Annotated in this window: 12 protein-coding genes and 1 pseudogene; 5 read left to right on the plus strand and 8 right to left on the minus strand. The window is 68.9% G+C overall.

Annotated features, from left to right (window positions below):
- Positions 1-41: 41 nt before the first annotated feature.
- Complete coding sequence (locus ACZ7M2_RS18215; RefSeq protein ID WP_471596111.1) at positions 42-416, plus strand: hypothetical protein; 375 nt, start codon at positions 42-44, stop codon at positions 414-416.
- A gap of 43 nt (positions 417-459) precedes the next feature.
- On the opposite strand, the gene ACZ7M2_RS18220 is transcribed toward ACZ7M2_RS18215, so the two are convergent.
- Both ACZ7M2_RS18220 and ACZ7M2_RS18225 read right to left on the minus strand, forming a co-directional pair.
- The gene (locus ACZ7M2_RS18220) at positions 460-2,193 is read right to left on the minus strand and encodes a peptidase M16 family protein (RefSeq protein ID WP_471596112.1); all 1,734 of its coding nucleotides are present in this window, start codon (positions 2,191-2,193) and stop codon (positions 460-462) included.
- Positions 2,194-2,226: 33 nt separating this feature from the next.
- On the minus strand, positions 2,227-3,180 hold the full coding sequence (locus ACZ7M2_RS18225; RefSeq protein WP_471596113.1) for a hypothetical protein: 954 nt from the start codon (positions 3,178-3,180) through the stop codon (positions 2,227-2,229).
- Between the two features lie 270 nt (positions 3,181-3,450).
- Here ACZ7M2_RS18225 and ACZ7M2_RS18230 point away from each other — a divergent pair, with 270 nt between their 5' ends.
- Positions 3,451-3,894, plus strand: a complete 444-nt coding sequence (locus ACZ7M2_RS18230; protein ID WP_471596114.1) for a hypothetical protein — start codon at positions 3,451-3,453, stop codon at positions 3,892-3,894.
- A 112-nt stretch (positions 3,895-4,006) separates the two neighbouring features.
- Positions 4,007-4,912, plus strand: coding sequence for an RpnC/YadD family protein (locus tag ACZ7M2_RS18235; RefSeq protein ID WP_471596115.1), 906 nt, complete (start codon positions 4,007-4,009; stop codon positions 4,910-4,912).
- A gap of 12 nt (positions 4,913-4,924) precedes the next feature.
- Here the strand turns inward: ACZ7M2_RS18235 and ACZ7M2_RS18240 are convergent, their stop codons facing one another.
- The 5 genes and pseudogenes from ACZ7M2_RS18240 to ACZ7M2_RS18260 all read right to left on the minus strand — a co-directional run bounded on the left by ACZ7M2_RS18240 (position 4,925) and on the right by ACZ7M2_RS18260 (position 18,355).
- Positions 4,925-5,434, minus strand: coding sequence for a GNAT family N-acetyltransferase (locus tag ACZ7M2_RS18240; protein WP_471596116.1), 510 nt, complete (start codon positions 5,432-5,434; stop codon positions 4,925-4,927).
- Positions 5,435-5,560: 126 nt separating this feature from the next.
- Positions 5,561-5,950, minus strand: a pseudogene (locus tag ACZ7M2_RS18245) (transposase); the annotation flags it as partial.
- A gap of 108 nt (positions 5,951-6,058) precedes the next feature.
- Positions 6,059-6,298, minus strand: coding sequence for a hypothetical protein (locus ACZ7M2_RS18250; protein WP_351300889.1), 240 nt, complete (start codon positions 6,296-6,298; stop codon positions 6,059-6,061).
- Entirely contained in the window at positions 6,295-17,313 is an 11,019-nt protein-coding gene (locus ACZ7M2_RS18255) for a LamG-like jellyroll fold domain-containing protein (protein ID WP_471596117.1), read from the minus strand. The genes ACZ7M2_RS18250 and ACZ7M2_RS18255 overlap by 4 nt, the downstream gene beginning before the upstream one ends.
- 316 nt (positions 17,314-17,629) lie before the next feature.
- Positions 17,630-18,355, minus strand: a complete 726-nt coding sequence (locus tag ACZ7M2_RS18260) for an HNH endonuclease family protein (protein WP_471596118.1) — start codon at positions 18,353-18,355, stop codon at positions 17,630-17,632.
- Between the two features lie 163 nt (positions 18,356-18,518).
- On the opposite strand from ACZ7M2_RS18260, the gene ACZ7M2_RS18265 reads away from it, so the two are divergent.
- Positions 18,519-18,707, plus strand: coding sequence for an Rv0909 family putative TA system antitoxin (locus tag ACZ7M2_RS18265; protein WP_352044358.1), 189 nt, complete (start codon positions 18,519-18,521; stop codon positions 18,705-18,707).
- Between the two features lie 174 nt (positions 18,708-18,881).
- Here ACZ7M2_RS18265 and ACZ7M2_RS18270 read toward each other — a convergent pair whose 3' ends face one another.
- Positions 18,882-19,790 carry an SCO6745 family protein gene (locus tag ACZ7M2_RS18270; protein ID WP_471596517.1) on the minus strand — a complete coding sequence of 303 codons (909 nt, stop codon included), beginning with the start codon at positions 19,788-19,790 and terminating at the stop codon, positions 18,882-18,884.
- Between the two features lie 137 nt (positions 19,791-19,927).
- Here ACZ7M2_RS18270 and ACZ7M2_RS18275 point away from each other — a divergent pair, with 137 nt between their 5' ends.
- Positions 19,928-20,512: a TetR/AcrR family transcriptional regulator gene (locus ACZ7M2_RS18275; protein WP_471596119.1), complete on the plus strand. Its 585-nt coding sequence runs from the start codon at positions 19,928-19,930 to the stop codon at positions 20,510-20,512.
- Position 20,513 lies beyond the last annotated feature (1 nt).

Raw genomic sequence — 20,513 nt, forward strand, 5'->3', positions numbered from 1 at the left:
CGCTCGTGGGTGCTCGGGGGTGTGAGGGCATGGACATGGGCATGAGCGTGGACAAGCGTCTGGAAGCCGGCTGGGCCCAGCGGGTCGCGTGGTCGGTTCTGGCGGTCGCGTCGCTGGGTCTGCTGGTGTGGGTGCCGTTCCTGTATGTCGCGATCCGCCGCGGCAGGGGCTCGGACTGGGGCGCCTTCGCCGCGTTTCTGCTGTACGAGCTGGTGACGCTGCCGTGGGCGACCGTTCAGTCGGACGCGGGCGATCCCGTCCTCGGCGCGGTCGCCGTCGTCACTCTGGCGATGGCGGTGTGGCTGCTGCTGTTCGCGCTGTTCGACAAGCGCACGCCGAAGTACGCCACGGCGAACGCGGGGCGGACACCCGGGCCCATGCCGGGTCCGGCGCCGGGCAACCCGTATCTGCGCTGAGGTCACCCGGCAACCCCCATCCACACTCAAGGCACCCGGCGGTTCACCCCCGCCGGGTGCTTCGCACAACCCTGACGGCCGGCCAGGCGAGCAGCGCCCCGATGGCCCAGAGGAAGACGGTGAGGGCGGCCCATTCCCCGGTGCTGGTCTCCGGGTCCGAGGCGCCGAAGACGGTGTACGAGACGGCCAGGAGGGACCAGAGTCCCGCGAGGAGCCCGAAGATGACGAGCATCGCCGTCTGCCCGCCGGTACGCCGCGCCGACGCCTTCTGCTGAGCCTGCTGAGCCACACCGGATCCTCCGGCCTGCCCCGCCGAAGCGGCACCCCCCTGCCGCCGCTGCTGCTGTTGCCGCTGCCGGGGCGGCAGCTGCACCACCGCGCTCGGGTGCACCGCCGCGTCGATGGTCGCCATGGTGTGCGCGTCGATCCCGTACTCCCCCGGCTCCACCTCCACGGACAGCCCGTCGGTGCCGATGAGCCGGCGCCCGCCGTCGGGCCAACTGAGCAGGGCGGCGCACGCGCGATAGAGCACGGTGGCCGCCTCGCCTCCCGCCGTCAGGCTGACCCCCTCGCCCCCGACGACCATGGCAGGGCCGTCCCTGCGTACGGCCTCGAACCGCGTGCCCGTGACGGCGTACGACGACGTGGTCGGGGCCGCCGTGTACCCGGCCCAGTCGGCCCGGTGCCCCGAGGGAGCCTGCAGCAATGCCGTCCCGGCGGCCTCCAGCGCCACCGCGTGCACATGCTGCGGTGTCATCGCCCACAGCTCGGCACGCAGTTCGTCGAGCGCGCGCGGCGGACGGTGGGCGAGCAGTTCCTCCGCCGCGCCCGGCAGCCGCCGTACTGCCGCGTCGGAAGCGGTCAGCCTGGCGTCGCTGCGCCCGCGTACGGCCTCCAGGTCGGCCTGCGCGATCCGGCCCACCTGAAGCCCGGCGAGCACGTCGACGAACCCGCCGAGGACCGCGTCCTGCTTGGCGGGCAGGGCGTCCGCGAAGGCGGTGACGGTCGCGAAACCGTCCCGGCGGGAGGTGTAGTCGCCGGCCGCCGTGTAGGAGTAGCCGCCCTCCTGGCGCAGGGAGCGGGAGAGCTCGCGTTCCAGGACGCCGGCGTAGAGCCGGGCGGCGGTGGTGTCGGTGACGACGGCGTCGAGCAGGACACCGCCCTTGCCGTCGGAGAAGTAGGCGGGGGCGGTGGGGAGGGCGGAGGTGACGGCGGGCATCGGGCGCCGCTGACCGGCGGGCAGTTTGAGCGAGAGCCCGGCCGGCAGCCGCTCCCCCGCGACCCACAGCACGGCGTTGTCCCGGGTGAACCAGGCCCCGGCCCATGCCCGTACGTCGTCCGGCCGCAACCCCCGTACGCCCCATTCCGGATAGCTGACCAGCCCGTACCCCTGCGCCCCGTACCGCCACAGCGGCAGTTGTCCGGGCTCGCGGCTCGCCTCCTCGGTGCGCAGGATCTCCTTCTCGGTCTCCAGCCGCTCCATGGGCAGATCGAGGAGGGAGGTGCACACACCGTCGAGGTAGGCGACGATCTCGTGCTCCGCGCCCTCCACGTGGAAGTGCGTGAACGCGGCCTTGGTCGCGCCGTTGAAGTGGTAGTCGGCCAGGCCCTGGCGGTGCAGCGCCAGGTGCTCCACCAGGTGGGTGATCCCGGCCCCGGCGAGCGTCTCGTCGGCGACGCCGACGCGGAAGACCAGTCCGGCACGCATCGGCCCGGTGGCGTACGCGAAGAGGGTGGGTACGCCGTCGACCTCGGTGTGATGGATGCCCTGGCTCATCGTCTGCCTCTGCCTGTCTTGTTCGGCATCCGCTCAGCCTCTTCCGAGGGCGGCGGAACGGTGTTTGACGTACGCGTCCGCGGGCTTGCCGAGGTAACTCCACGGGTACTCGGAGGCCAGGTTGCCCAGGGCGCGGAAGTGCGCGGCGGCGCGTGCGGTGTCGCCGGTCAGCGAGAAGAGCGCGGCGAAGACGCCCTGGATGGTGACCCACCCGTACGCGGGTCGGTAGTACGGGTGCAGGACGGACCGTTCGGCGGCCTCGACGAGTTCGGCGTGGACGTGGGCCTGGCGCAGATAGTCGGTCCGCTCACTCCCCGCGGAGGGCAGATCGAGCCAGCGCTCCAGGTGCGCCTCCGCCACCAGACCACCGCTGAGCGACCCTTCGGGCGAGTTGAGCAGGCACTCGCGGGCGAACCCGTGCACCGCCTCCCAGCTCCCGCTCCACTTGGGACACAGCTGCTGGAGCAGCCGGGCCTGCCCGGTCAGGTGATGGGGGTGGTACGCGGCCAGTCGGTCGTACCTCCGCCGCGCCTCGTTCTGCCCGAGTTGCAGTCCCATCGCCGTGGTCAGGCGCGCGGCCCAGGCCGCGTCGTGGGACGGGTCGAGGGCGGTGGCCCGGATGAGCAGTTGCTCGGCCTGCCGCAAGTGCTCGTGCAGCTGCCGGAACTGCTCCCGGCTGACGTGCTCGGCGCGCGCGCTGCTCCGGATCTCCCAGCCGATCTCGATCTCGCGGGTCCCGAGCGTCGTGAGAGCCAGTACGTCGTCGGGGGCCGCGGCGACGACTTCCCGCAGGAAGTGCTCGACGCCGGGCACCTCGGCGACGACCCGGACGAGGAACGCCCGATCGGTGCCCTGCGGCAGTCCGCCGGCGTACTGCCTGATTCCCGCCCAGTCCCGCGCGGCGGTGGCCTGCCGCAGCCAGCCGGCCTCGGGGAAGGCGGAGGCGACGTCGAAGTCGGGGGGTGGGAGGGACGCGTCGGTCGACATGGAGCGGATGGTAAGTGGCGGGTTGGAGACGGTTTTCGCCCAGGTGTGGGGAGGTTGTGGGAACACAATGCCCAAACAGGCCATACGGACGTCGTCTTGACTCTTCGATGACTGATCTTGACCGGGCCATGACTCGAACTTGAGTTCGCCTTGTGGGAGGTGACCTCTCGCCTTGCCTCTGGCTTGGAACAATCCATTGGCTTGGAACAATCCATGCCACCGCTGTCACCGTCGCTGTGAAGACCGCCGCCGCCACCAGGAGCCCCGCCCATGGCACTCAACGCCCGTCGCGCCAGACAACTGCTCGAAGTCTCGGCCCCCTTGCTGCTCCAGGGCGAGCAGGTCGAGCTCACGAGCGTGGCCGGCATCGGAACGGTCTCGGTGCGCAAGCAGGCCCTCACCGCGGCGGTGGTCGGCGTACTCAGCGCGGGAACGGTGATGGCGACGGTCACCCCGCGCCCGATGTACCTCGTCCTGACGAACCAGCGGATCCTGTTCTTCGACGGCAACCGGGGCGGCAAGCCGGGCAAGTTGCTGATGAACCTCCCGCGCCCGTACGTCACCGCGAGCGCGCCCAAGAAGACCTTCCTGGGCCTCAAGGTGGTCACCCACCTGACCGTCGAGGGCCAGGAGGGCGCCCTCAAGGTCGACTTCCCGGTCCAGACCCGCGCCGACGGCCACCGGTTCGCGACGGCTCTGCCGGTGACGCGCTGACGCGCCTCTCCATCGTCGGCTCGTGACATAGACCTGAGGCACAGTCACTCGAACGGCTGAACCGACCCCAAGCCCTGCGACGGAACGCATCCACATCACTACATTCCGTCACATGGTCAGCTCAGCGCATGAGGCGATGCACCAGATCTTCAGGGAGGACCCGGAGCTGTTCGCCCGAGCCCTCCCGAAAGCGGGCATCGCCTTACCCGAACCCACCACGATCCAGCTCCTGGACACCGATCTCACCGAGATCAAACCCATGGCGCGCCGTGTGGACACCCTGATGCGCGTCGACACGGCGGACAGCGGAAGTTACCTGCTCGCCGTGGAGGCGCAAGGCAGACCTGACCCGGACAAGCTCAACAGCTGGACGTACTACCTGGCGTATCTCTACGCCGAATACAAGCTGCCACCCCTCTTGCTCGTCGTCTGCCAGGACAAGCCCACGGCGTCCTGGGCCGCGCAGCCCATCCGCATCGGCCTCCCCGCCCACACCAGCATCACGGTCTTCCCACTGGTCCTGGGTCCCGAAAACCTCCCCACGATCATCGACCCGGACGAGGCGGCCGAAGACCTGGCCCTAGCCGTCTTCTCCGCGCTCGCCCACGCCAACGATCCCGCCCTCCCTGCGATACTGGAGGCGCTGGCGACGGCGCTCGCCACCATCGGAGGCGAGACCGCGCAGGACTGGGCGGAATACACCGAGGTCGGCCTGGGCGACACCCAGAGCCGCGCATTCTGGAGGCACCTGATGACCCTGCGCCCCAGCCGCTTCCCCGGCAGCGGCACCCTCATCGAGGAAACCCGGATCAAGGGCCGCACAGAAGGCCGTACAGAAGGCCGAGCCGAAGGCCGAGCCGAGGACATCCTCCGCATCCTCGACCTCCGCGCCATCGACATCCCCGAGGCCGCCCGCGAGCGCATCACCGGCTGCACCGACCTGGAACTGCTGGGCACCTGGTTCGACCGGGCCCTCACGGCCACCACCGCGGAAGATCTGTTCGCCGCAGAGGCGTAACGAACCCGGAGGTCACAGACGCCGGCGCATGCAGACCCGCGGCCAGCGCTCCAGACCGTGGGCGGCCTCGCGTCGGCGGATGTCCCGGAGCCCGGGACCAAGCGCACTGTCATCCAGGAACTGGAACCCACAACGCACGTAGTAGGGCGCGTTCCAGGGGACGTCGGCGAAGGTGGTGAGGGTCAGAGCGGGTATCCCGTCCGCCCCGGCCCGGTGACCGACATGGTCCAGCAGCGACCGCCCGACGCCGCGCCGCGCGCTGTCCGGGTGCACCGACACCTGCTCGATGTGCAGGTTGTCGTCGACGTGTTCCGCGATGAGGTACGCCACCGGCCTGTCGACCTCGTCGACCGCGACCCAGGCGAGGTCGGCCAACTGATAGTGGGCGAGGTCGGTGAGCGTGAGGGGCTCGTCGTCGGCGATCTCCGGCATACCGATGTCTGCGAAACACCGCCCGGCGGCGCGCTCGATGTCCTGAAGCAGGGGCAGTTCGTCGACGTGGACTGCTCTGATGCGGCGCATTGATGCATTGTCGCCGAGGGAACCGGTCGAGACGCTTTCCTCGCGGCCCTTCCCCTCACCCATGGACGCAGTCAGCCATGGACGCAGTCGGGCCTTCCCTCATGAAAGTGGGCACGCGGTTATTGATCACGCGGCGAGCGTGAGTTTAGCGGTGTGGTGTCGGCGTTCGTATTCGCTGGGGCTGAGGTGGCCGTTGGCGGAGTGCCTGCGGCGGGTGTTGTAGCGGGTCAGCCAGGCGAAGACGGTCCGGCGGCAGGTGCCGGAGTCGCCGGAGTCGTGGGCTGCCTGGAGGGTCTCGCGTTTCAGAGACGCGTGGAAGCTTTCGCAGGCCGCGTTGTCCGCACTGGTGCCGACCGCACCCATCGACCGTGAGACCCCGAGCTGGTCGCAAAGGCCGGCGAAGGCCCGGGAGCCGTATTGCGCCCCGTGGTCGGAGTGGAACACTGCGCCGTCCAGGCCGCCGCGGGTCGCGGCTGCCATCCGCAGCGCGTCGGTGACCAGGCTGGTGCGCATGTGTACGGTCCGCATAACCGCCGGCGAAGATAGACAACAGGACGCCCCGAGCCCCCGCTCCAGGGCGCCTGGAGCGGGGGCTCGGTTATTTGGCGTCTCAACTCCGGTGCTTTAGATTCCTAGGTTTCCCGGGAGATTTCGGATCCACTCTCGCTGAGCAGGATCCGCCGAATCTGCAATTCGATTAATGGCTTCCATGAATTCCGCACGCTCGGAGTCGCTCATCTGATCAAGCTCGAAGGCCAGACCCTCAAGCGCATTTACCGCCGCGTGCGAATCCATTCCGAACTTGACCGCATCCTCAAGCATTGCAACAACCGAGAGAAGCGCCTTCAAAAGGTGGTCTGTCATGGCAGGGACCAGCTTCCGATTCGAGTAATGATTCCCTTAACTCCCCAACCAGATAGGAGTTTGTCGGCCGCATCAACTTTCGCTTGAGACGGCAATTCATAGACCGCCTGGAAGCCATGATGAGCGGCGACAGCAACTTGTCGCTCCGCCTCGTCCTTGCCGAACCCGGTCAATCCCAGCTTCCGATCGATTGCCTCATCGCCAAATGCAGAGTCAAACTTCGCGGTGATAACGCCACCGGCTCCGTCCGGCGCACTGTACTGGGGAACCAACGACCGTCCCCCAATATCTGATCTCGACCCTGCGGCAGCACTTTGGAACCTAAACCAGCCACTCCGTGTACTAGGAGCGGGCGGTGTCGAATTCTGGAATCCTCCTTCGGGCACCCAATTTGCCGAGCACGCAGCGGATCCGGAAGAACCGGGGCTGCTAATGAAGTTGGTGTTGTGGACCAGGACCGGCGTCGAGCCAGCCTCCACATAGTAGGTGTGGAGGGACCCAATGGTGAGGTCGTACGTGGTGGTATTCGCGTGGTACAGGCGGACACCGGTGACCTCGGCGGTGCCGGTCGGGGTCTGGAGAACATCTCCTGTGTGGAGGTCCTTGGCGTCGACGAACGCCGACTGGGTCTCGTCGTAGAACGGGTGGTGGAAGGTCGTCGTCAGGTGCGCGCTTTGCGTGGCCTCCGTACCGACAACGACCTTGGTGTCCTGAGTGGAAACCGTGCTGACCGCCGCCACCGGAGCAGTCGCCGGCTGCTGGCCGTGGCCATGGCCGTGGCTCGCCGCCAGCGCGCCCAGTACCGCCGCCGATGCCGCCAGGCCGAACGCGGCCTTGCGAGCCACCTTCCGGGCCAGGGACTTCGCCCCGCCCTTCGCACTCTGCGTCGCCGCCGACTTGGCAGTCTTCTCAATGGTGAGGTCGACGAAGTCGTGGTCGGTGTGCGTCACGATCACCGCGGTGACCTTGTGCGCCTCCGTACCGGTCACTCCAGGTACCGAGTTCGTGATCGTGTCTCCCACTCGGACGTGGTCGATGGCCTTGGTTGTGCCATCCGCCATCAGCACTTGTGTCGCGCCTGTGAAGCTGTGGATCGAGCAGCTCCCGCCCGACTCCTCCTCCCCCGAACGCGACTGACTCCGAGTCCCCGCCCCCTCCGACTCCGCCGCCGAAGCCGCCTCCTCTGTCGCGTCCGCCGCCGCGGAATCCCCGGCCTCGGTCGCCCCCTTGCCGAACAGTCCGCCCACGACCTTCATCGCCTTGGGCGCCACCTTCGCCAGGATCTTGCCGCCCAGGGCGCCCAGCGCACCGCCGACCGCACCGGAGACCGCGCCCTCGAGCGCGGACTCGCCGAACGCGCCGGCACTGCAGTCCCCGCCGCCGTTCTCCGCGCACTTGAAGCCCTGTTCGACCAGGGAGCCCGCCGCGCCCGCGGCAGCGGCACACCCGATCGTGCCCAGGCCGGCCGTGAACGCCTCACAGCCCGCGAACACCGCCGTCGACACCACGAAGGAGGTGATCGCCGCCGCGTGGTGCTTGACGTACGTCGCCGTCGCCTTCGCCGCCTTGACCGTGGCGTGGTACGCGGTCCGTGCCACATGGGCGACCGCCTTCGCGGCCTTCTTCACATGGCTCGCGATCTTGTGCGCCGCCTTCTTCACCGCGTGGACCACGCGATGCACCACACGTGAGGCCTTGTGATACGCCGTATGCACCGCATGGACAGCCGCGTGATAGACGCGTCTGACATGCCGCGCCGCGTAGTGGTATACGCGCCGCACCACCCGCACCGTCGCGTGGTACACGTCCCGCACATGGTGAACGATCTTGTGCGCCGCGTGCTTGACCGCGTGGACGACCTTGCGGGCTATGTGCTTGGCCGCGTGGTAGACCTTGTGCGCCACGTGCGAGACCGCCCGCTTGACGTGATGCACGGCCTTCTTCGCCCCGCACACCACGTCGTACCAGGAACAGTTGCCCGACTCGTCCGTGCCCGCCATCGGGTTGTCGTCGACGTAGGCGAACGGGTTCGCAGCCACCGAATTCGGCACCGCGTTCAGCGAGATGGTGTCCTTGTTCAGGAACTGGCCCGTGTCCGGGCTGTACCAGCGCGAGGCCGTACCCACGTCACCCGTGCCCGGTTCCGTCCAGCCCGACTGGAAGCCCAGATGACCCGTCACCGTGTCAGTCGGTGAGACCACCTTGCCCAGCGGGTCGTACGACGCCGAACCCGTCAGCGAGGACGCGCCCGAGGTGAACGTGCCCACCACGTCGCTGTGCAGGTCCGTCAGGGCCAGCACCCCGCTGCCGCCCGACGGCTTGACGCCGATCACGCCGCCCGCCGGGTCGTACGTGTACGTGTTGTCGCCGTCGGACGCGATCGTGTTGTCCGCGCCGGAGTAGGCGAACGTGCGCGTGGACTGCGCCGTCGTGTCCGTGTCGGTGATGTTCCGGCCCAGCGCGTCCAGGGTGTAGGACTGCGTGCCGGCCGCGATCTGGCCGCCGAACGCGTCCGTCTTGTTCGCAACCGAACCCGACGTCTGCGACTCCTGCGTCATCGTGCCGCGCGCGGAGTAGTCGTAGGTGTGCGTGCCGTCCGAGGTCAGCTCGTCACGGGCGTCGTAGGTGTAGACGTCCGAGCCGTTGCGGATGCGGTTGCCCGAGGCGTCGTACGCGTAACTCTTCGTCGTCGAACCGTTGTTCCACGACGTCAGACGGTCCGACCAGTCGTACGTGTACGTGTTCGACGAAGCGCCCGAGACTCCCGTCGTCGCCTTCGACATCAGGTTGCCGTTGTCGTCGTAGCCGTACGAGAAGCTCGCCAGCGTGGACGCGCCCTGGACCAGGACGTCGCTCGTCAGCTCGTGCGAGCTGTTGTAACCGAACGTGCGGGTCTGGCCCGTCGCGCCGTACTTGACCGACTTGACCTCGTTCAACTGACCGTATGTGTAGGTCAGTTGGGTGCCCGTCGCCGCGTCGTTCAGGGACGACAGACGGCCCGCCGTGTCATAGCCGTACGACGTCGTGCCGGCGGCGTCCGCCCGCGTCAGCATCGACGCGTCGTCGTTGTACGAGAAGTTGGAGGAGCCTGCCGAGCCCGAGGCCGTGAGGACGTCACCCCGGTCGTCGTACGTGAACGCGTCGTGCGTGGCGGCCTGGTGGTCCACCGCGCCCGCGATGCCCGCCTCGTCCGTGTCCGCCGACAGGACCCGGCCGTCCGCGTCGTAGTTGAAGGTGCGCTTCGCCGTCGCCGCGTCCGCGCCCGAGCCGTTCATCGTCTTGAGCTGGCCGTTGACGTCGTAGGTCATCGACGTCGTGACGCCACCCGGAAGAGTGGCCGTCGTGAGCTGACCGTCCGCGTCGTAGGCGAAGGTCGTCGTCGAGTCGGCGGCCGAGGTGTACGTGGCGGTCGTCGGTTCGATCACCTTCTCCTGCTGGCCCCACGGCGTGTACGTGTAGCGCCAGGAGTTGCCGCGGCCGTCGGTGAAGCGCGTGCGGTTGCCCGCCGCGTCGTAGCCGAAGGTCGTGGTGATCGAGGTCGCGGCGTCCACCGGCTCGACCTGCTGCGTGATCGCGCCCGACGCGTCGTACGTCCAGCGGGTGGTGTGCTGGTTGGCGTCCGTGGAGGAGACCATGTTGCCCACGCCGTCGTACTGCTGCGAGGTCCCCGACAGCTTCGTGCCGCTCGCGTCGTACTCACGCGTCGCCGTCGGGTCGTCCGAGGCGTTGTAGTCCGTCTCGGTCCAGGTGCCGTCCGCCAGCGTCGTCTTCGTCGTGTTGCCCTCGAAGTCGTAGCCGTAGCGGGTCGTGTTGCCCGCGCCGTCCGTCACCGAGGTGACGTCACCGGCCCGGTTGTAGGCGTATGTGTTCGAGACACCGCCCGGCGAGGTCGTCGACGCGGGGTGGGCGCCGTACGGGTTGCCGGTCGTGACCGCGTACGAGTTCGTCGTCGTCAGCGTTCTCGTCGACGGGTAGCGCTCCATCGTCGACGAGGTGAGCTGGCGGCCCATGAAGTCGTACGTCGCCTGGGTCTGCGCGCCCGCGGCGTCCGTCGCCGACAGCTGCTCGCCGTTGGTGTCGTACAGCGCGTGCGTCTTGGTGCCGTCGGGCGCCGTGATCTGGGCGAGGTTGCCCATCTGGTCATAGAGGTACGAGGTGGTCTTGCCGCTCGGGCTGATCTCGTCGGTCTGGTTGCCCTCGCTGTCGTACTTCCAGACCGTGGTGCCCGCGTTGGGCGTCGAGCCGCCCGCTGGGGTGTACGAGGGAAGCGCCTCGGAGACCTTGTTGCCGTTGGCGTCGTACGCCGTGGTCGTCACCAGGCCGTTCGGGTCCTCCTCCTCGACGCCCTCGCCGAAGGTGTTGAAGCCGCTGGTGGTGACGGGGTGGACGGTCGCCGGCGTGGTGCCGTCCGGCTCGGACTGGACGGCGGGCGCGGTGGAGAGGGCGAGGTTGCCGGCCTCGTCGTAGGCGTACGTCGTGGTGTTCTGCTCGGCGTCCGTCGTGGACGTCGGCAGGCCCCGCTTGTCGTAGCTGTACTTGGTGGTCTGCTCGGTGGAGGAGCCGACCGTGCCGCCCGTGCGGCCCTTGCCGTAGAGGGAGGTGACGTCGGTCGCGGACAGGGCCCGCTGGTAGACCTGCACGTCACCGACCGAACCGGCGACGACGTCGCTCGTCGTGCCGTCCGCCTTCTCGGTGCCGCCGATGGAGAGCGGTCCGGTGCCGGTCCAGGGCGCGGTGTTCGTACCCGAGCCCGCCTGGGCGCCGTTGACGTACAGCTTCATGGAGCCGGTCGTCGAGTCGAAGACGCCGACCAGGTGCGTCCAGGTGTTCAGCGTGGGTGCCGCGGTGGCGGTGGCGTCGTAGAACGCGGTCGGGGAGGCCACGTCGGCGTTGGCCGCGTGGAAGCGGTACGCGTTGTCGGCCTTGGAGTACTGAAGGTAGAAGGAGGCCCGGTTGGTGCCGCCCTGCGCGACGAAGGTGCGGTAGGTGGAGGTGTCGCTGAGGTTGACCCAGGCGGAGACCGTGTAGGAGGCGGTGGTGTCCAGGACCGGGCCGGTGGTGTCGACGACGTTGCCGGTGCCGGTGGTGGTGCCCGCGAACTTCGCCGCGCTGTCCGACCAGGTCACGCCCGATCCGGCGGTGGCGGTGTTGCCGGTGCCGGAGGAGTCGGTGATGTTGGTGCCGGAGTCCTGGTTGAGCTTCCACCAGCCGGCCGGGTGCCCGGAGGCGTCCCCGTACAGCGTCTCGCTGAGCACGTTGCCCATGGCGTCGTACGAGCTGGTGGTGGTGCGGTCGTAGCCCGTGGCGTCGTGGTCGTTCTCGCTCGCGACCTGGTCGTCCGGGGTGTACGAGACCGTGGAGACGCGGTCCACGCCGGTCGGGTCGACCGTGGTCGAGGTGGTGCGGGAGGCCGCGTCGACCTTGTAGTTGGTGACGGTCTCGCCGTTGTCGGAGGTCGAGGTGAGCAGGTTCCCGGCGGCGTCGTAGGTGTCCGACTCCAGGACGTAGCTCTTCGTGCCGTCGGAGCTGGTCCGCTTCACCGCGGCGGTCAGACCGTCATCCAGGTAGGTGTACGAGGTGGTGTTGCCCATCGCGTCGGTCACCGACTGGAGTCGGCCGGCCGGGTCGTAGGCGCGCGAGGACTCCGTGAGCAGGGTCGCGGTCCCCGGGTTGACCGGGTCACCGGTGTACATCAGGGCCTGGGTGAGCAGGTTGCCGTTGTCGTCGTACGTGTAGCGGGTCTCGTTGCCCGCCGAGGTGACTTCCTTGGTCTTGTTGCCCTGGTTGTCGTAGGTGTACGTGGTGGTGTTGCCGTTGCTCGCGCCCGCGACCGCGTTGGCGTCCGACTCGGTCAGCAGGTGGTCGTAGGCGTCGTAGGTCTGCGTCTCGGTGCGCGCGGTGTCGCCGCCGCTCGCGTCGGCGACGGTCTGCGAGGTGACGTTGCCGTCCTCGTCGTAGACGGTCGAGGAGACGGCGGCGTGCGTGGCGCCGGTGACGCGGTCGGTGAGCTGCGGGTCGTGCTCCTCGGTGACCTGGCCGTTCAGGTCGTACGTGTACGAGGTGGTCAGGCCGTTCGGGTAGGTGTCCGAGACGACCTTCTGGCTGAGGACCTGGCCGAGGCCGTCGTAGGTGTACGTCGTCGCCAGACCGATGGCGTCGGTGGTCGAGGCGACGTCGCCGTTCTTGAAGTACGCCACCTGGTTGACCGCGCCGCCGGGGCTGACCGTCTTCACCGGCAGGCCCTTGGGCACCACTCCGCCGTCTGCGGACGGGTAGGTGCTGGTGCCGTCGCTGTAGACGGTCGTGGTGGTGCGGCCGTGCGAGAAGCCGGGGACGGCCGGGCCGGTGATACCGGTCTGGTTGCCCTGCGCGTCGTACGCGTACGAGGTCAGGTAGGTGGTGTCGGTCGCCGACGCCGAACGGCCGTCGCGCTCGGTCAGCAGCTGGTCGTTGCGCGGGTCGGTCGTCGTCAGCTGGGCCGTGGTGTCGTCCGGGTAGTACGTGTAGTACTCGGTCGAGCACTTGTTCGCGGACTCGTCCTGACAGGCGGTCGAGGAGACGATGTTGCCGCGTACGTCGTGACCGGTGATGTTCATCGAGCCGTTGGGGTCGGTGACCGTGTGCTCGAAACCGGCGGAGTCGTAGCCGAAGCTCGTCTTGTTGCCGAGGCCGTCGGTCTCGGTCAACGCCCGGTTGCCGTTGTCGACGTCGTAGGTGTAGGTGAGCGTGGCGTTCGCCGGCGAGGTCACCTTGACCGTCTCCACCGGGAGGAGGCCGGTGGAGTTCTTCGCGGCCTCCCACTCCTGGGCCACGTCCTGCGCGGCCAGCTGGGAGCGGTAGACGGCGACCTCGGCGACCGAGCCCTTGAAGTAGGTGGCGTAACCGGTGTTGCTGGTGGTGCTGGTGTGCGACTCGTCGGGCCAGTTGCCACCGATGAAGCCCCCGCCGACGTACTGGGTGGTCTGGACGCTCATCGCGGCCGTGCCGGTCTGCGAGGCGACCAGCGCGTCGTCGAGGTACAGCGCCTGGCTGGTGGCCGCCGTAGACAGCACCACGTGGTGCCACTTGCCGTCGGTCACCGCGGCGGCGGAACCGATGGGCTTGGTGGATCCGCCGGAGAAGTAGAACTCGCCGTACAGCTTTCCGCTGCTGCCGACATAGAGGACGGGCGTGTAGTTGCCGGTGGTGGTCCCCGAGCTCAGCGGGTCCTTGGACGCGCCGAGCAGCACGCCGTTCGCCGTGGAGGTCTTGAACCACATGCTGACCGACTCGGCACCCGCACCGGGCAGGATGCCGCTGGGCAGCGCCATGGACGAGGTGCTGCCGTCGAAGGTCGCGGCCTTCTGGTCGCTGAACGGTCCCGTCGCGCCGAGCGTCACCGCGCTGTACGTGCCGTTGCCGCCGCGTACCTCGTCGACGGCGGTGGTCGCGCCGGCCGCCTCACCGAGACGGAAGTAGCCCGCGGGCGCCGCGCCGAGGACCGCGCCCCGGTAGGTCTGGCTGGAGCCGGTGACCGTGGGCGCCCCGAGCTTCCAGACGCCGCCGTTCTCGTCGGTGAGCTGGGTGAGGGTGGTGGTGCCCGGGTCGTACTGCATGGCCGCGTACGTCTTGCCGGACGGCCGGGTGATGGAGGTCAGCAGGCTCGCCGCGTGGGTGCCGTACTGGTACAGGGCGTTGACGTCGGCGGCGACCAGCGGGCGGCCGTACCAGGCGGCGTCCGCGACCGAGCCGTTGAAGTAGGTGGCGTAGCCGGTCTTCTCGGTGGAGCTCTGGTGCGGCTCGTCGGGCCAGTTCCCGCCGAGGAATCCGGTGCCGAGGTAGTTGAAGGACTGGTTCTTGCCGAAGGCGACCGCGCTCTGGATGGAGACGGTGCCGGTGCGCGAGCCGATCTTCGCGTTGTCGACGAACAGCGTCTGCGAGTTGCCCGCGGCCGACAGCACCACGTGGTGCCATTTGCCGTCGGCGACCGACGCGGTCGTGACGATCGGGTTGATGCCGCCGCTGTACCAGAACTCGGCGTTCAGCTTGCCGTCGGTGCCGACGTAGATCGAGGGGGTGTAGAAGCCCGCGGCCTGTCCGGAACCGATGGGCTGGGAGGCGTACGAGTACAGGACGCCGGGGCCCGCGGAGGTCTTGAACCAGAGCGAGAGCGCGCCGGAGTCGGTGTCGTTGCCGGTGTTCTTCGGCAGCGAGACGTCGGAGGAGGTGCCGTTGAAGGAGGCGACGGTGGTGGAGGAGCCGGTGAGCGGGCCACCGCTCTGGCCCGTCGTCACGTTCTCGTAGGTCGCGTTGTCGGTGCCCTCATTGGCGAGGACGGCGTCCTTGGCCGTCGTCGCGCCCGAGGCCTCCGACAGCGGCCACATGGCGTGCGGGTCGAGGTCGAGCGAGGCGTTCTGGTACTGCGAGCCGCTCGTGTAGCCGTACGTCGTGCACTTGGTGGACGACAGCGGCGAGCACACCTTGGTGAGCTGGTCGCCGGTGTAGCCGTACGTCCAGGTCTGCGCGGTGGAGGAGTCGCCCGCGGTGACCGGGTCGGTGACGACGGTCTGGACGTGCGCGGCCGACGCGCCGGACGGTGTGAACCAGGTCAGGTTGAGGGAACGGGTGGAGACCGCGGACGTCATCTTCGTGATGTGGCCGCTGGTCCAGGTGAAGGTGATGGACCGCCCGTTGGCGTCCGTCACGGAGAGCAGACCGTACGCGCCCGACCCCAGGGACTGGGTGAACGTGTAGACCGTGTCGTCCTTGTCGGTCAGCTTGTAGCCGCCGCCCGTGACCGTGGTGAAGGTGGCGAACCGCCCGTTGCCCGGGGCGAACGTGCCGTCGCTGTTCTTGCCGTACCCGACCTGCGAACCGTCCGGGTAGGTGACGTTGACACTGGAGACCGCGCCCGACGCCGTGTACTGCTCGGTCGCCCGCGCGTCGAAGATGCTCGACCAGCCGGACCCGAACGCGCCGGTCCAGCGCGGGTCGCGGGAGTTGTAGTCGCGCTCCACGTCCAGCGAGGGGCCGACGGTGGAGATCGAGGCGTCGGTGTCGGAGGTGGTGTAGTTGCCGATCGACGCGTCGAAGCCGTGGTCACTGCTGTTCTGCGACAGCCCCGAGGTGATCACGGGTTGCGGCACCTGGACCGAGAGCGCGTAGGGATCCGCCGTGGAGTAAAGGCCCGTCGTGGAGTCGTACGCCTGAACCGTCCATGTGTACGGCTTGCCCCAGGCCAGTTTGCCCGCAGGGACCGTCCAGTCGCCGGTGGAGATCAGACCGGACGTGGCGACCTGGGTGTTGGTCGCGTCGTAGACCTTGAAGACGTACTGGCCGGCGCTGCCGCTGGAGTTGGCGCCGCCTGCCCAGGCGGTCAGCTCGGGGGTGGTGGTGCCCACGACCGCGTTGTCGGCGGGGAACTGCTCGTACAGCTGCGGCGCCGTGTTACCCGTGTAGGTGACCACGATGTACGGGCCGAGCCCGGGGTCGTTGAAGGAGCCGAACTGCTTCCAGTGCAGGTTGTCGGTCGTCGACGCGTAGAGCGCGAGGCCGTAGTCGGCGGTGGTGCCGTTCATCCAGCCCTGGATGGCGGACGTGGACAGGGTGACGCTCACGTTGTCGCCGACGGAGCGGTCGGCGCCGGTGTTGGCGCAGGCGTTGGGCACGCTCGGCGTGGCGTTGCCGATCGAGGAGCCGTACGTCGGCCCCGGGTAGCTGGTGACACCTTCCGGGGTCCAGGCCTTCGTCACCAGCGCGACGTCGAATCGCTCGGCGGTGCAGGTGGCGGCCCAGGTGTCGAAGAGGTGCAGGGTCGCGGAGGAGACGGTGACACCGCTGCCGTCCCAGGCGGTGTCCCAGTGGTTGACGTAGCTGACCGCGGAGTGGGTGCCGGAGTCGTAGGAGCCGACCTTGACGGTCTGCTCGTAGGAGTGGTCGCCCGCGGCGCCGGACTCGGCGTAGGTGGTGGTCCAGCCGTCCGTGACCTGCGGGTCGACGGTGACCGGGAAGACGCGGCGCGGGTCGTGCAGCCAGCTGTCGTCGAGGGTCACCTTCAGCGCGTAGCCGTCCTTGTCGTGGACGAGCTCGGTGCTGACGTCGTGGGTGGTGGCCGGGTCCCCGGAGCGCGGGTTCACCTTCGAGTCGTAGGCGTACGACGCGGGGATGCGCTCGACGGTCCTGCCGGTGGAGTCACGCAGGTCGACCGACCCGCTCTTGGTCTGGACGGGCGTGAGGCCCTTGAGGTCCAGGGGGAAGGTCCAGCTGTTCCCCGCGTCCACGGAACGCAGGACGACCGCGTCCTTGACCCCGGTCGCGGTGGGGGCGACCTGGAGGTCGGTGTCCGTCAGGACGTTCTCGTACGTGACGCGCGAGCCGTCCGCCGTGCCCTTGACGGAGGCCGCGCCCTTGAGTCCGTAGGAAAGGGAGTGCGCGCTGTCGGCGGCGAAGGAGACGAGGCCGGAGGCACCGGCCTTGGCGCCGAAGTCGACACCGACGGAGTTGGCCTTCTCGTGCCAGCGGCCGTCGGGACCGGCTCTCACGTCCACATCGATCGGCGCCCATCTCCCCTTCCCCACCTGGTAGTTGACGGGCGTCGGGGATATTCGGCGGGTGGTGCTGCCGTCGGCGTTGTCGTAGACGGTGTCGGTGCGCGAGGACTTGGCCGCGTTGCGCTTGCTGGTCTTGGGGTTGTAGGTGCCGCCGCCGCGGCTCTTGCCCTGCTGAACGGCGGGCTTGTGCGGCTGGTAGGCGGCGAGTTCACCCTTCCCCTTGCCCGGCGCCCTGCCCACACCGCGCTTGGCGTCGGTCGTCTTCGCGGAGACGTGGTGCGCGTGTCCGGCCGCGGTGCCCGACTTCTGGTGCGGGATCCGGCCCCAGTGCGGGTCCTGGAACCAGGCCATCACGGAGGACAGACTCGGCATCGAGAGGGACACCTGGCCCAACTCGCGGCCGTCGGCCACCGCCTGCTGGGTCGTCAGCATCATCGCGAGCGCCGTCAGGGCGACCATGGCCACCTGCCGCCGGATGCGGTGCATACGGCTGACGGGACGGCGGGGCTGGCGGGAACGGCGGGCAGGCCGAATGCGCACGGCTTCGACTCCAACAGTCAAGAGAGATCAGGCAGGGGGAACGCGCAGGAGAAGCACAGAAAACCCGCTGATCTTGACTGTTGTGAACATGCCGCGAACAGGCGCGAGGAACGTTTTTGGCCTTACCTTGACCGGATCTTGCTGAACCAAGTCGACTTGTTTCGACTCGCCCCTTTGCTACTTGTGAACTTTTTTGCGGGCTCCTCACTTTCTTGACAGATTCTCGTCATCTTGCCCTTGCGCCGAGCGGCATGAAACAACGTCAGTTTGCGGTGAACCGCTTCGGCGCCTGGGTCGGATTGCCACCCGAGGGAAGCTTCTGGCCGGGGCACTCGGAGAGCACCTTCTTCATCGCGGCCTTCTCCCCGTCGGTGACCCACAACCCGTACTTCTTCTTCACGGCCACCTGCGCGGCCACATACGTGCAGCGGTACCCCTTGTTGGGCGGGAGCCAGGTCGCGGTGTCGCCGTCGCCCTTGCTGCGGTTGGTGCTCGCGTCGACGGACAGCAGGTTGAGCGGGTCGTTGGCCAGCGCTATCCGCTTGCTCGCGTCCCAGTACTTGGCGCCCTTCTGCCAGGCGTCCGAGAGCGCGACGAGGTGGTCTATGTCCACCAGGCTGCGGCCACGCTTGTACGTCACGTCCTTGCCGGAGTACGGGTCCGGGTCGAGCGCCCCGGAGACGACCTTGCAGGTGCCACCGGTGAACTTCACGTTCTTCAGGTCCCGCTTGAGGATGTCGTCGCGGGTGTCGCACTTGTTGGAGTCCGTGTCGGCCCAGGCCGTGCCGAACCTCGCCCTGCTGTAGCCAGTCTTGGGCGCGCGCCCCTTGACGGTCAGCGAGTCCACGGCGCTGAGCGCGGCGCCGCCGGCCGCCGTGCCCTGCGGGCCGGCCGAGCCCGTGGTGTCCTTCTTGCAGCCGCTGACCCCCGCGCCGACGACGAACAGCACCAATGCGGCAGCCGCCGCCCCACCCCTCAGACGCACCACGACGCCCCTCCCCTTTGTTCCCCGGGTCCGCCCTGCACAGGGCGCGTTTCCCTGGTGCCCACGGTAGCGGCGGGCATGCCCAGCCCATACCCTCCTTCAACGGGCAATAGGTGCACGCCGGGCGTATCGTCGGTGGTGACACACCTCCGGAAGGAGTTCCCGCATGGGTATCTTCGACAGGTTCAAGGACCATGCGAAGTCCAAGGGCAAGGACATGTCCGACGCCGGGGAACGGGAGATCAACGAGAAGACGGGCAACAAGTACACGGACCAGGTCGACGACGCCCAGCAGAAGATCGAGGGCGCTACGGGCATGGACCGCGAACCGACCGACCGGCCCGATCAGCCGTAGACCCCGATCAGCCGTAGCCGCGCAGACGCGCGAGGCACGACACACCCACCGATCGACCGTGACACCGAGGCCGTCCGCGAAGCCCCACCCCCGCGGGCGGCTTCACTTGCGTCGCCCGGCGACGTCCGCTCTCACGCCCGCACACTCACACCCCCACGCCCCTGCGCCCTCCCGTCACACCCTTCCGATTCCCAACGTGGACTCCGAAGGCAGCAGCCCCGAACCCAGCACAGCGACCCAGAACTCGCCTAGCAGCTCGGTCAGTCGGCTCCGGTCGGCCGGGGTGAGGGCGAGCCAGGGGGCGGCGGCCAGTTGGTCCGTGTGGCGTTCGACCTCGGCGCGGAGCTCGCGGCCCACGGGTGTGGCGGTGCCGGATTCGGTCACGAGGCCGCGCGCGGCGAGGCGTTCGCGGGCGGCGCTCCACTCCTCCGGGCTCCAGCCGCGGCTCTCGAAGCGCTCGACGGAGGCCGCACCGATCGCCGCGAAGGACACGAGCGCTTCGACGGGGTCGAGCCCGGCGACGAGCAGCGCCGCGAGGTGTCCGTCACCCCGGTGCTCGCGCAGGATCGTCGCCGCATGCCACACCTGGAGGTGCGGGGCGGTCGGCCACGCCGGCTCCGCGTTGGCCGCGGCCATGGGCCGGCCCGCGGTGTTCGCGGCCTCGGCGGCACGGCGCAACAGCCCTGCGGCCTCGATGAGTTCGGGGCTCGCCGCGCGGTCGCCGAATATCGCGCGGTACGCCCGGTCCAGGCCCCGCTCTCTCGCCTTCACCACGTCCGCGGGGCTCGCGGTGTCCCACGCGGAGTCCATGTGCGCGGCGACCATCCGCGGGCTGAAGCTGTAGAAGGCGGACGACACGCGCTCGCTCCCGACCGCCCCCAACGGCGCGGCACGGAAGGGGAAGTACGTCGGCCAGCGCTCCTCCGCCGACCCGGCGTACCCGAGCGCGGCCGACTCCTCGAAGACCTCCGGCGCGTAGTAGAGCACCGCGTGCAGGGGCTCCAACAGGTGCCACAGCCGACGCACCTCGCCGAGCTCGATCCCGCCCCCTGCCCCCGTCCCAGCCCCGCCCCCCTGAACCATCCCGACCACCTCACTACCGTGCTCCGACATGACGAACCCCCTCGTCCCGTTCCCACCCACGCGACAACTTGACACTGACAAGATTGCCCGAACCCGTCGAACTTGTCAATGCCTAGATTCCGCGTACGCTGATGACCATGGAGACCGCGAAGACCACTCCCGAACGCCCCTATCACCACGGCGATCTGCGTCGCGCGATCCTGAGCGTCGCGCTCGACGTCATCGCCGCCGAAGGCCCGTCCGCGCTGAGTCTGCGCGACCTGGCCCGCCGGGCAGGCGTCTCGCACGCGGCTCCGGCCCACCACTTCAAGGACCGCACCGGCCTGCTCACGGCGATCGCGGTCGAGGGTCACGCGCTGCTGTCGGCCGCGCTCACCGAGGCCACGGACCTACGGGACGCGGGCGTCCACTACGTACGTTTCGCGCGTGAGCACCCCGCGCACTTCCAGGTGATGTTCACGCCGGAGCTGCTGCGCGAGAACGACCTGGAGCTGACCACGGCCCGCGCCCTGACCGCGGACCGCCTGCGCCGGGCCGTCTCCGACCGGGTGCAGGAACCCGGCACCGACCCCCGCCTCGCCGGAGTCGCCGCCTGGTCCCTGGCCCACGGCTTCGCCACGCTGCTCCTCGGCCACAACCTGGACGGCGCGGTCGGCGACCAGGACCCCGAGGAGGTCTTCCGCACCCTGACGGGAATGCTGTTCCAGCCACCGTCGACGTGAG

The sequence above is a fragment of the Streptomyces sp. NPDC111507 genome, from assembly GCF_055638955.1.